Origin of the sequence: Cloacibacillus sp. (assembly GCF_020860125.1) — a bacterium.
GTDB lineage: Bacteria > Synergistota > Synergistia > Synergistales > Synergistaceae > Cloacibacillus.
Map to the genome: position 1 here is coordinate 1 of NZ_JAJBUX010000050.1, position 12,324 is coordinate 12,324.

Annotated in this window: 9 protein-coding genes; all 9 read right to left on the minus strand. The window is 56.9% G+C overall.

What is annotated here, in order from left to right; translation table 11 throughout:
- Nucleotides 1–3,496 (minus strand): VCBS repeat-containing protein (locus LIO98_RS06495; protein WP_291954431.1); only part of this gene is annotated, 3,496 nt, incomplete at its 3' end.
- 832 nt (nt 3,497–4,328) lie between these two features.
- Entirely contained in the window at nt 4,329–5,228 is a 900-nt protein-coding gene (gene garR / locus LIO98_RS06500) for a 2-hydroxy-3-oxopropionate reductase (protein ID WP_291954434.1), read from the minus strand.
- A 40-nt stretch (nt 5,229–5,268) separates the two neighbouring features.
- The gene (locus LIO98_RS06505; RefSeq protein WP_291954437.1) at nt 5,269–6,303 is read right to left on the minus strand and encodes a D-2-hydroxyacid dehydrogenase; all 1,035 of its coding nucleotides are present in this window, start codon (nt 6,301–6,303) and stop codon (nt 5,269–5,271) included.
- Between the two features lie 12 nt (nt 6,304–6,315).
- Nucleotides 6,316–7,338: a D-2-hydroxyacid dehydrogenase gene (locus LIO98_RS06510; RefSeq protein WP_291954439.1), complete on the minus strand. Its 1,023-nt coding sequence runs from the start codon at nt 7,336–7,338 to the stop codon at nt 6,316–6,318.
- A gap of 15 nt (nt 7,339–7,353) precedes the next feature.
- Nucleotides 7,354–8,385 (minus strand): D-2-hydroxyacid dehydrogenase, encoded by a 1,032-nt coding sequence (locus LIO98_RS06515; protein ID WP_291954442.1) that lies wholly within the window; start codon nt 8,383–8,385, stop codon nt 7,354–7,356.
- A gap of 40 nt (nt 8,386–8,425) precedes the next feature.
- Nucleotides 8,426–9,922, minus strand: a complete 1,497-nt coding sequence (locus LIO98_RS06520; RefSeq protein WP_291954445.1) for a tripartite tricarboxylate transporter permease — start codon at nt 9,920–9,922, stop codon at nt 8,426–8,428.
- Nucleotides 9,923–9,952: 30 nt separating this feature from the next.
- Nucleotides 9,953–10,411, minus strand: coding sequence for a tripartite tricarboxylate transporter TctB family protein (locus LIO98_RS06525; protein WP_291954448.1), 459 nt, complete (start codon nt 10,409–10,411; stop codon nt 9,953–9,955).
- A 100-nt stretch (nt 10,412–10,511) separates the two neighbouring features.
- Entirely contained in the window at nt 10,512–11,498 is a 987-nt protein-coding gene (locus tag LIO98_RS06530; RefSeq protein ID WP_291954451.1) for a tripartite tricarboxylate transporter substrate binding protein, read from the minus strand.
- A 60-nt stretch (nt 11,499–11,558) separates the two neighbouring features.
- Nucleotides 11,559–12,263, minus strand: coding sequence for a FadR/GntR family transcriptional regulator (locus LIO98_RS06535; RefSeq protein WP_291954456.1), 705 nt, complete (start codon nt 12,261–12,263; stop codon nt 11,559–11,561).
- Between the last annotated feature and the right edge of the window lie 61 nt (nt 12,264–12,324).

The window sequence follows — 12,324 nt, forward strand, 5'->3', positions numbered from 1 at the left end:
GGGAGACGGTGCCGTCCTTCGCCATTTCGTAGGCCGTGACGCCGGTTATCGCGATGTCGGGATAGCTTTCGACGGAGACGGAGGCCGCGCGCGCGACGTTTGCCGCCTGTGCGCTCACCGTGCCGAAGAAGTCCTGCGGGTCGTAGCTCCCGACCAGCACATAGCCGTGGTCGTTGTCGGCGCTGAGCTGCTCGCCGTCATAGGATATCACCGCGTGCAGCCAGCCGAGGCCGGTCTCCGTGGGGGCCGTCCAGCCTTTAAGAACGGCATAGTCCCAGTTGTCCCCGCTATCCTCCGAATTCCCGGTGCGTCCGCTTATACTCTTGATGGCCGCCGGATTGCCGCCGGTTATCTCTTCACAGCCGCCGTCCGTGGCCGGGTTCGCGGCGGGATAGTTTGTCCCTCCCTCTGTCCAGGGCTGGTAGTAGAATCTGACCTTGACCTCTCTTGTGTTAACGAAGCTGTAGTTTATCACGCGCAGCCTCAGGTTGTATTTCTGGCCGCATTCGAGCAGTTTTGTCGCCGTGCCCTGATAGGCTCCCGTAGTGACCGGCGCGCCGTTATCCACCCTTTCAAAGCTCAGGCCGCGCATCTGATGGCTCGTGTTCGGGTTGTCGTTTTCGGCGAGGTAGTAGACCATGCTCTCTAAATTTTGTCCCGCGGATTTATTCTTTATGTCGTTGTTCCAGCGGAAGGGCAGCAGCAGCCCCGGGTCGGCGTAGGTCTCATAGGGGCTGCCCGGCCCCCATATCTTGCTTTGGAATGATTCAAGCTCCGGCACGGCGTAGCCGACGCAGAAGGCCCCGTCGTCCTGCGTGAAGTAGGCGGCGTCCGACTTGAACTGCATGTCGGCGGCGCTCCAGTTATCGGTGTACATCGTATAGCTGCGCGCGCCGGGCCAGGCCATCGTCATGCCGTACATTTCCGAGGCGTTGGTGGTGGTTGTCGAGTCCGTTGTATAGGTATAGTCTCCCTCAAGGTCGACTTTTATGGTAATTTCTCTCAGCAGCAGATGCTTTCCTACCGTGGGGTGTATATAGGTATGCGCGCCGACCGTCCCGCGGACGCTATTCAAATCGGTGTCGCTTGACGAGGCGGAGGCGTCCAGGTGGAACTCGCTCGCGTCGAGGTTGCCGATGACGTTGCCGGAGCCGGTTACGAATACCTCGCCGTTGACGTCGGCCAGGGGATCATTCTTATTTATGGATATTTTCTTATCCCTGCCCTGCGGGTATCCCGTTATGTCTATGAGCCGCTTGGGATAGGTGAAAAGGTTGTAGTTGTCGTGCAGCGGCTCGTACCACGAGACGCTCCTCCCCGGCGTCGGAGTGAATGTCGAGGCCGTCTCCGTGGGGACGATATACTGGATGTAGTTCTGCGCCTTGTATTCGGCGCCCTTGTCGTCGGAGACCGTCACATACCTCCTGCTCTCCGGGAAGATGACCGGATAGCGGCAGATGTTGTAATCGTTGGCCCGGTAATAGAGCTGGTCGTCCCGGTCTGCCTTGTAGGAGAAGGTGCCGTTAAGGGTCGAGGAATATCCGGCCGTATGCGCGTCTACCCATTCGCCGCCGCCCTCTATGGCGAAATCGATCAGCGGGTCTTCATTGGCGTAGCTTTCCGTGCGGTGGAATACCGCATCCATCAGGGTGCCTCTGTGCGAAGCCTCCGCTCCCACGGAAGCGCCGAATTTCCCGTCGTTTGCCGTCGTAGTGGACGAGGATTTCCCCCACTCTTTGTTAAGCTGCATGCCGGTGTAATAGCCCTCGGTGTCGAATACGGCGAAGGAGTCTAGCGTCACCTTGCCGTCCTCCTCGGCATAACCCGACAGCGCGCTGCCGGCGGCGCGTACGCGGTCCCAGTGCTTCGGCGGCGCCTGCGTCACCATAAAGAGCTCGATGTTGTCCTCCACCGTGACGACGGTCGGCGCGCCGACGATGAGGCTCTCATCATAAAGGTCGACGGCCTGCACTATCGGTCCCATGTTGCCCTGCATCATCACGCCCTGATACCAGCCCTTGCCCTCCAGCTGCAGGCTGCCTGCGTACCAGGAGAAGACGCCCACGTCGACATTGCCTTTGCCGCCCATGTGTCCCACCGCGATCTGCGAACATCTTATTGAGGAGTTATTAACTTTCGGCTCGAAAAAGCGGCCGGTGCAGAGCGAATGGTGGATATAGTTAAAGTCAAGGCTCCAGCCAATCCCGTCATCGTGCAGGTTATATCCATACTGCGCCCCGGCCCCCGTTACGTCGGCGCCCTTTTGGAGGTTCCAATCATTGACATACAGTTTGAGCTGGAATTCGCTGTCTTCTGTAAAATCAGGGAGCGTCCAGACCAGCTCGCCCAATCCGTCGCCGTCAAGATCGGCTATCGCGGCATTTACAGACGGAAAGGATGTAGTAGTAGGACTCATTATAGCGACACCTGTAGGAGCTGAATCGACTGTTTTGGCAAAGGCGCCGCCTTTCCATTGATATACGTTGATTTTTATCATATAGGCCCAAACCGTTCCACTGTCAGGAACTGGGGTCAGCAGCGCCAGCTCGTCGCGCCCGTCTCCGTTTATGTCTCCGGTCGCCAAACCAACGTAGCAGAGTGAGGGATATATTTTGGTATCTTCAGTGTATATCTGCGAGAAGGCAAATCCGCCGTCGTTGTTGGTCTTGATCTTATATACTTCTAGCTTGCCGTTATTTATGTTATTTAGATCGTCCGTACCACTGGGAAAATAAATCGCTGCCTCAGCTTCGCCGTCCCCGTCAAAATCCCCAAGCGCCATACGGTAACCGATTCCAGTGGTAAAATACATTGAGCGAATGCCTACAGCCGTGCCGCCGCCGTTAACATAGTAATATTTAGGCGCTTCCGCCGAGCTGTTTTTACTTTTTTCATAGAGAGATTTACCGTCGACGAGCAGCAGGCGCGTGTAGACCTCGCCGTCGCCCGCCGTGGTGCAGAATGAGAGCAGATAGTCGGCGTATCCGTCGCCGTTCCAGTCGAAGGCCGCGATATCATGCGCCGTACCCATGTTCAACGCGATTTCTACACCATAGTAATTAGAGAATGCATAGGTCGGGACCACGTCGGGTATTTTTATTGGCTTGGACATCTCGTCGCCCTCGCGCACGGAGAGGTAAAGTTCGTTTGTGCCGCCGTCGTGGCGTACGAGGTATGAGTTGACGAGAAGGTTTTTCCTCACCATGACCGATGTGTCGCCGCAGAGGTCGGGCGAGAGCGCGACCTCGCTTGAGATGTATCCCTCAGCGGAGGCCGAGGCGAATACGTAGTTGGAATTGTTGTCCGCCCCCATTGAGGAGGCATAGAGCGTCCGTAGTTCGTTGGCTACGCTCATGTCTCTGGTCATAACGTCGTTGGTTTTCGCGGTAAAGACAAAGTTGTTGATATTCCAGTCCCCTCCCCTGTAGGTTATGGCCAGCCTCTGCTTGGGGACCAGGCGCGCGTTCTTTATGACGTCCAGCGGATCGTTCGCCACCGATTCCGGAATGCCGGTCGGGTCGGCGTCGGCTCTTAAAAGGCTATACCCCCCCGTATATAGCCGCCGCCGTGGCCACGATAAAGAGGGCCGTTAAAAGGCCTCTGCCGAGAAATTTTTTGCGCAGTTCGTCAAAACGCATCACGCCACTTCCTCCCATAAGTTTCCGTTGAGTTTTTTATTCTTTTTACTTTGTGCGATCGTTTCTTGATTATATCAGAAAATAGGTAAAATTACGCATCTATTGTAAAAATAAGAGAAACGGCAGTGCCAAATACACGCAGTTTTTTCAATGGACAGCGCGGCGGCGCGTGGCACGGTGAAAACAAAATCAACCCCGCCGGGCTCCGGCTCGAAGGCCGGAGCGATAAAACAAAGACAAAAGGCAGCCTAACGTCGATAGCTGAAAGGTAAATTACGGTTTAGCTTTTGACTTTGCCCTCAAAGGCGCCCTCTTTTGAGGGAGCTCCCCGCGAAGCGGGGTGAGGGAGAGTTGACCTTAGGTTCTTCCGCGGCTTTTGCCGCGGACTCTGTTTGGCGCGGAAACCGCGCCAAACAGAGCAACACTCCTTCCGTCTCGCCGCAAAAGCGGCGGCGATCCACCTCCCTCAGAGAGGGAGGCTTTAAGAAAAAACCGCTGTTTATCATCGATATGGTAAAAGCTAAATCGCTATCTATCTCTTTTCCCGCCCGAAGGAAATCGGCGTTTAGAAGTGCGAGTTGCTAAATAAAATGGGGTCCCCGATACCGGAACCGTATCTTCATACGGTGAGGATTCGGGGCCCCCGTTTTATGACGCAAATCGTGCTTATAAACGCCGATTTTGCCGATTTTATTTTTGTATTTCTTTCAGCGCCACATTATTGAGCTTTTCGTAGTAGAGCCCGAGCGAGCCGTGGTCCTTGGTCTCGTGCCCCTCGTTCGCTAGGGCGATCATCATCTCTATGACCTGCCCCGAGAGAGGGACGGAGCAGCTGACGGCGCGGCTGGTCTCGAGGACGTTCCAAAGGTCTTTGATGTGGAGGTTGATGCGGAAGCCGGGGTCGTAGCGGCCTTCGAACATTCTCGGCGCTTTGTCCTCAAGGCACTGGCTGCCGGCGAGCCCTTTGCGGATGGCCTCGAATACTCTGCGCGGTTCGACGCCCGCCTTTTTGGCGAAGGCCATGCCCTCGGCGACGGCGGAGATGTTGATGCCTACGATCATCTGGTTTACAAGTTTGGTGATCTGCCCCGCGCCGCTCTCCCCCACGAGGGTGACGGCGGCGCCCATCTTTTCAAGTATGGGACGGGCCTTTTCAAAGGCGGCGGCGCTGCCGCCGACCATGATCGCCAGGGTCCCCTGTTCCGCCTTTTCCTGGCCGCCGCTGACGGGGGCGTCGAGCATCTCCGCGCCCCTCTCTCTGAGGAGCGCGTCAAGTTCGCGGCTGGCGATCGGAGAGATGGAGCTCATGTCCACCACTATCTGTCCGGCACGGATGCCCTTTAAGAGGCCGTTTTCACCGGCGGTCACTTCGCGCACCTGCGGCGAGTTGGGAAGCATCGTCACGATAAATGTTCCGGCCTTTTCCGCGGTTTCGGCGGGCGTCGCCGCGCTCTCCGCGCCGCAGGCGCGCAGTTCCTCCACCGCCTGCCGGTTCACGTCGCAGACCACGACGGCATATCCCGCTTTGATAAGGTTTTTCGCCATCGGCCTGCCCATTATTCCCAAACCGATAAATCCTATTTTGTCCATCTGTATGACCTCCGTCCGTTGTTCTCTGTTTTTTTTGCCGTTAGTATCCCTTTTTCCTGTCGACGACGTTTTCCAGCCTCTCGCCGGCCTCGAGGCGGCGCAGGTTTTCAAAGACGATGTCGAAGGTGCGGTGGATGTAGTTATCCTCGTCGTCGCAGCCCATATGGGGCGACATGGTGAGGTTGGGGGCTGACCAGAGCGGCGATTCCACGGGAAGCGGTTCCTGCTCGAAGACGTCGAGCACCGCACCCGACAGGTGCCCCGATTTGAGGCTCGCGACGAGGGCCTCGCTGTCGACGATCCTTCCGCGGCTGATGTTTATAAAGCCCGCCCCCTCTTTCATCGCGGCGAACTCTTTTTCCCCGATGAAGCGGTATGTATCTTTGGTGGAGGGCAGGGTGACGACGACGTAGTCCGCGGAGCCGAGGGCCTCGTTCAGCCGCGAGGGCGGCAGTATCTCGTCGAGGTTCTCCCTCGGCGAGGTGTCGATGTCCACCCCGACGGTGTTAAGCCCCAGCCGTTTGGCCGCCAGGGCGACGGCGCTTCCCTGTTTGCCCGCGCCGAGTATGGCCGCCTTGGAGCCGCGGATGACGGAGACGAAGTGCGCGTCCCATTTGCGTTTCTGCTGCGCGCCTGCGAGCCGCGGCATGTGGTTCGCGAGCATGAGCAGCGCCATCATCGCGTATTCGCAGGTCTTGGGCGCGTGCGCCCCGCGGTTGTTGGTGAGGACGCATCCCTCCGGCAGCCAGTCAAGCGGCAGGAGGTGTTCTATGCCCGCGCCGATTATGTGTATCCATTTGAGGTTCGGCGCGAGGGCCGCGACCTCCGCGAGTGGAAACATGTAACCGACAAGGATGTCGGCGTTCACGATGTCGCGGCGGAATTTTTCGTAGTCTTCCGAGTTCCAGCTCGGGTCGTTTTCAAAGCTCGTGCTGGTGCGGGTGATGGAGATCTCCACTTTGCCGCGGAATTCGGGGAATCTTTCCAGCGCCGCCTCAATGCGTTCCGGGGTCATGCGGAAAACTTTGAGGCTGTCCTCCGCGGTGAGTACCATGATCTTCAATTTGTTCTGCATTAGACTGACCTCCTAGTATTCTCTGCCGGTATCCACAAGGTTTTCCAGCGGTTTGCCCTCAAGGTAGCTGCGGACGTTGCGCATGAGGATGTCAAGGCAGCGCGGCATGTAGTTGAGGGGATCGTCCGATGAGACGTGCGGCGTCATGATGAGGTTGGGCGCGGTCCAGAGCGGCGATTCGTCCTCCAGCGGCTCGTGGTCGAATACGTCGAGTATCGCGCCCGCGATCTCTCCCGCGCGCAGAGCGCGGTCAAGCGCGTCGGCGTCAAGCAGCTGCCCGCGCGCGACGTTGAGCAGGGAGGCGCTCTTCGGCATCAATTTAAGCTCCCTTTCGCCGATTATACGGTAGGTGGCCTTCGTAAGCGGCGCGGCGATGGCGAGGATGTCCACGTCCTTCAGCGCCTCGTCAAGTCTGTCGGGAGTCAGCACTTCGTCGCACTCGGGGTGGCTTGTGCGCTGCGGGTCGATGCCCGTCACCCTCATACCAAGGCGCCTGCCCTGCCTGGCGACCTCGCCGCCCTGGCAGCCCACGCCGATGACGACGAGTTTCCGTCCCTTTATGACGCTCGTAAAGGTCCGCTCCCATCTGCCGTTTCTCTGGGCCGTAAAGAGCCTGGGGATGGCGGAGTTGAGCATGCCGAGGTAGGTGGCGAAGCTCTCCCCCGATTTCGGCTGGTGCACGCCGCGGCTGTTCGTCAGCTGCAGCCCCTCCGGGACCCAGGTGAAGGGGGTTATCTGTTCCACCCCCGAGCTGTTGAAGTGTATCCATTTGAGTTCCGGCGCGTAGCCGCGAATATTCTCCGTGGGAAAGGTGTAGCCCATGAGCACGTCGGCCTCTTTCATGTGCTCGTAGTAGGATTTGAGGTCGTCTTCCGTCCAGCGGTCGTAGTCGTACTCGCTGCTGCCCATCGTTATTTCAAATTTGTCGGCGATGTCCGCGTTTCTCGCAACCGCCTCTTTCACCTGCTCCTCGGTCGCCTGATAGACCTGGGCCTGGTGGCGGTTGTTCATGATGTGTATCCGCAGTTTTTTCATCTCTTTTATACCCTCTTAGAATTCCCGCGAGATGTCGACGATGTTTTTCATGGGACGTCCCGCCAGCTCGTTGCGCAGGTTCTCAATGGTGAGGTCGAGGGTCAGCGGGATGTAGTTGACAAGGTCGTCGGAAGATACGTGCGGCGTTATTATCAGGTTCGGGGTCGTCCAGAGCGGCGAATCGTCGGGAAGCGGCTCGGTGTGGAATACGTCGAGCACCGCGCCGGAGAGTTCGCCCTTCCTCAGTTTTTCGTCGAGCGCCGCCTCGTCGAGCAGCGGCCCGCGCGAGACGTTGATGAGCCCCGCGCGCTTCGGCAGCCAGCCGAGGCGCTCCCTGTTGATGATCCCCTTTGTCTCTTTGGTGAGCGGCGCGGTGATGGCAAGGAAGTCCGCGTCTTTGAAGGCATCCTGCATCTCATCCATCCCCACGACTCTGTCGCAGTACGGATGTTCCTTACAGTAGGGGTCTACACCGGTTACATATAGCCCCATTTCCTTGGCGCGCCTTGCCATCTCGCCACCCTGGTTTCCTACGCCGAAGACAACAAGTTTTTTGCCCTTGATGACCGTGGTGAAGACTCTGTCCCATTTGTGATTGCGCTGAGCGGTCATGAGGCGCGGCATGGCCGAGTTCAGCATACCGAGGAATGTTGCGAATGATTCTCCTGATTTGGGAAGGTGTACGCCTCTGTTGTTTATAAGTTTCATCCCTTCGGGGACCCAGGTGAAGGGAGAGACATGTTCCACTCCGGAGCTGATGAAGTGTATCCATCTGAGCTGCGGGGCGTAGGAAGCGATGTTTTCTGTCGGGAAGCTGTACCCGACAAGGATGTCCGCCGTCTTCATGTATTCGTAGTATTCGCGGAAATCCTCTTCCGACCATTTTTCAAGTTCGTCGTAGCCGCTGCTGCCGATCGTTACGCAAAGCCTGTCGGCAAGGTCTGCGTTCCTCGCGAGCAGGTCGTCCACCTGCCTCTGGTTGGCGATGAACACTTCGACGGAATGTCTGCTGTTTTCAATGTGGATGTGGATTTTGTTGTCTCTCAAGATCGTTACCTCCTATTTGTGGTCAGCGGGATTTGCGCCGTTAGGCGGCCTTCGCCATTGCCATCCTGTATATTTTTCTGATGATCGGGAATACCCAGATGAGGATGGCGACCGCCGCCAGAGAGCCCGCGATGGGGCGGTTGAAGAAGTCCATGAAGTTGCCGTTGGACTTGACCATCGAGATGATGAAGTTTTTCTCCAGCAGGTTGCCGAGAACTATCGCCAGCAGCATCGGCGAGATGGGGAAATCGTTCTCTTCCATGATGTAGCCGAGGAGTCCGAAAACGAGCATTATCGCGACGCCGAAGAGGCTGTTGTTGATGGAGAAGGCGCCGACGATGCAGAAGACCAGGATCACCGGCAGCAGCATGAAGGGAGGTATGCGCAGGATGTGGCGGAAGGTCTTGATCGAGAAGTATCCGAGGATCAGCATGAATACGTTGGCGATCGCAAAGCAGATGAATATGCTGTATATGACCTCGGGATGGTGCAGGAAGGTCGTCGGCCCCGGCTTAAGGTCCTTGATGTAGAGGATGCCGATGACCATCGCGGTGGTGACGTCTCCCGGGATGCCGAAAACGAAGGCCGGTATCCAGGCGGAGGCGAGGGCCGAGTTGTTGGCGGAGGTGCTTTCAATGATGCCCTCCATGTGGCCGGTGCCGAATTTTTCCGGGGTCTTGGAGAATTTTTTGCTGATCGCGTAGGCCAGCCAGGCCGCGATGTCCGCCCCCGCTCCTGGAAGAGCGCCGACGACGACGCCGATCGCGTTGCCGCGCAGGAAATTGGGGATGTGTTCGCGCCATACTTTGAATATGCCCTTGTATATGTTGCCTATCCTGCCGTTATAGGCCGCGGCGGGAGGCGTGGTGGAGCTGACGCGGCGCATGATCTCCGAGACCACGAAGAGGCCGATGAGAACGGGGATCACGTGGATTCCCGCGAGCAGTTCCGTGCTGCCGAAGGTGAAGCGCGGCTGTCCCGTTATCGAGTCATAGCCGATAGTGGTGATAAAGAGTCCGAGGAAGAGCGAGGCGATGCCCTTCACTTTGTCCTGCGAGGTCATGAAGGTGGCGCATGTCAGTCCCAGGCAGGCGAGCCAGAAGTATTCGTAGGTGCTGAAGTTGAGCGCGACCTCCGCGAGGAGCGGGGCTGCGCAGACGAGCACGACGAGGCCGAAGAGTCCGCCTATCGCGGAGAAGAAGCAGTTTGCCCCGAGGACCATTTCAGCCTTGCCCTGCTGCGTCAGTTTATAGGAGTCGTCGGTATAGGCTCCCGAGGCGGGCGTGCCAGGTATTCTCAGCAGAGTCCCGGGGATGTCTCCCGCAAAGACCGCCATCGCGTCGCAGGCGATGATCGCGGCCAGCGCGGGAACGGGGTCGAGGAAGATGGCGATCGGCATGATAAGCGAGACCGCCATGACCGCCGTCAGTCCGGGAATGGCCCCGATGATGATGCCGTAGAAGGATGAGGCAAGCATAACCAGCAGAACTTCCGGCTTAAAGACGATATTCACAGCCTGAATAAGAGTGTCCAGCATAACGTTAATTCTCCTTCTCTTATACTATAGCTATAGTCCCAGGAATCCTGCGGGAAGCGGAACCAGCATTATTTTTGAAAAGAATATGTAGATCAGTATGGAGCTTACGACAGCCACGACGAGGGAAGATTTTAGTTTCCTGCGCAGCCACCAGATGGTGAAGGTCAGCATTATGACGACGGTCGGCATAAAGCCGAGTGTGTCGGAGACAAGCATGTAGAAGATGAGGTTTGCCGGTATGAGGCAGATGTTCGCCACCAGCCGCGGGGATTTCGTCCATTCACCGAGCACCAGCAGACGGTCCCTCTTTTTGATACCTCTCACGAGGAGGATGATACCGCATCCGAGGGTGAATATGGCCGCCGTGGCGGGAAAGAAACCCGAGCCATAGTTTTGTCCGGGCAGGGTGGGAAGAGACCGCGCGTAAACCAAGACAAACAAAGAGAAACAAATTAACACCGCTCCAAATATTCTATCACTGATTTTCATCGAAATCCCTTCCCTTTCCCATACCTGTTGTTAGATCATTTACGTTTCAGCTTTTAGCGGTCCGTGCGTGCCGCTGTTTTTGATATCCGCCGCTTCGCGACTATTTCGCGATACCGACGGACTTCATGACTTTACCGTAGTTTTCGTCCATCTGTTTGAGGAATTCTTTGAATTCGTCGGGGCCGAGGAACTGGAGGTTTTTGCCCGCCTTCTTCATCGTATCCTGGAACTCTTTCGTTTCCCAAACCTTCTTGATGGCGTCGCCGAGGTTCTTCTTCATTTCGTCGGATATGCCCGCGGGCGCCGCGATGCCGCTCCATGAATCAAGCAGCCAGTCGGAGCCGGTGGCCTCTTTCAGTGTAGGTATGTTCGGCCAGTCTATGTGGCGTGTTTTGGAGACCACCGCCAGCGGACGCACTTTCTTCGCGGTAACAAGGGGATCGGCCTCGTTGGGGGTGCAGACTACGAAATCAAGTCCGCCCGCCGCAAGATCCTGGAGCGAGGGGGCAGCACCATCGTTGGGGACCCAGACGACGTCGCTGGCCTTAAGCCCTTCGGCCTGGAGCATGCCGGCGGTGCAGAGATGCCACATGCCGCCCTGGGATGAGCCGGATGCTTTGAGTTTACCGGGGTTCTTTTTGATCGCCGCGACAAGATCCTTCATGTTCTTATAGGGGGATTTTTCATTGACGATGACGCTGCCGCCCATGGAGACGATGAGGGCGATCGGGGTCAGGTCTTTGTAAGTCAGGTCTGTGAGGCCGGCCCAGTGCATCATGTTGAGCTCGCATTCGATGTCGCCGATGGTGTATCCGTCGGGAGTGCCCTTAGCGATGGCGGTGTGTCCGACAACGCCCTGTCCGCCGGTGCGGTTGATGCAGTTGACGCGAACGCCGAGGATATCGCTCATGATCTTGGCTACGAGGCGCGCGTTGAAGTCGGTGCCGCCGCCGGTGGCAAAGGGAATGAGCATCGTGAAGGGCTTTTCCTTCGGCCAGGCCGCTGCCGCGGACGCGGTGTTCGCGCCACTGAGAGAGAGTGCGCACACCATAAGCGCGACAACCAGAATACTTACTTTTTTAAACATCTTATTTCCTCCTTTTATTTTTTTGGGAATGCTGCTTCCCATAACGCACAAAAAATATCTTTATTTAAGGTGTCTGGCGAGATGCTGTTCCGAAAAAAATCCCGCCTTCTGCGTGTCCCTATCTTTTATCGCGGAGAGTATCTTGTGGTGGGACTCGATGGTGGAGCCGAGCAGTCCGAGATCCTCCTTGTACCTGCGCCACATGTGGACGTCGGCCTTCGCAAGAAGTCCCTTGGTTATAGAGATTATATCCTCGTTATTTGTGGCTTCCGCGATGCCCAGATGGAAGGCGGCGTCAAGGTCAAGGAAATGCTGCACGTCGTTTGCCTTAAGGGCCTTCTGGGAATCGGCGATCAGCCCTTCAAGCTTTTTTATCTGTTCCGGCTCCGCGCGGCGCGCGGCCATCACCGCCACGGAGGGTTCGAGCGCCATCCTCGCCTCCAGCGCCTCAAAGGAGCCGTTGACATTTTCGGTATCCTCAAGGAATTTTTCCAAAATACCGCGCGGCGCGGATTTCCCGGATAGTGCGCTGTAACTGACGAAGGTACCTTCGCCGGGGATACGCTGGATGACATTCATGATCTCCAGCGCCGAGAGCGCCTCGCGCACGGAACTTCTGCTGATGTCGGTCTGCTTGACGATCTCAAATTCATTGGGGAGTTTGTCACCGGGCTTCAGCGTACCCTCTTCGATGAGCTCGACAATTCTCTTGACGATGATCGCAGGCTTTTTCGTTGAATCTTGCTTGCTGAAGAAGTCTCCCATGTGAATTCCCTCCCTTTATCGTATTATGTCTTTTGTTATATGTATGACATAGATTATTATG

What these genes read in the sequence shown, in the direction of transcription:
- garR (WP_291954434.1), bottom strand. Translation starts at nt 5,228, where the DNA reads ATGGACAAAATAGGATTTATCGGTTTGGGAATAATGGGCAGGCCGATG.
- LIO98_RS06505 (WP_291954437.1), bottom strand. Translation starts at nt 6,303, where the DNA reads ATGCAGAACAAATTGAAGATCATGGTACTCACCGCGGAGGACAGCCTC.
- LIO98_RS06510 (WP_291954439.1), bottom strand. Translation starts at nt 7,338, where the DNA reads ATGAAAAAACTGCGGATACACATCATGAACAACCGCCACCAGGCCCAG.
- LIO98_RS06520 (WP_291954445.1), bottom strand. Translation starts at nt 9,922, where the DNA reads ATGCTGGACACTCTTATTCAGGCTGTGAATATCGTCTTTAAGCCGGAA.
- LIO98_RS06525 (WP_291954448.1), bottom strand. Translation starts at nt 10,411, where the DNA reads ATGAAAATCAGTGATAGAATATTTGGAGCGGTGTTAATTTGTTTCTCT.
- LIO98_RS06530 (WP_291954451.1), bottom strand. Translation starts at nt 11,498, where the DNA reads ATGTTTAAAAAAGTAAGTATTCTGGTTGTCGCGCTTATGGTGTGCGCA.
- LIO98_RS06535 (WP_291954456.1), bottom strand. Translation starts at nt 12,263, where the DNA reads ATGGGAGACTTCTTCAGCAAGCAAGATTCAACGAAAAAGCCTGCGATC.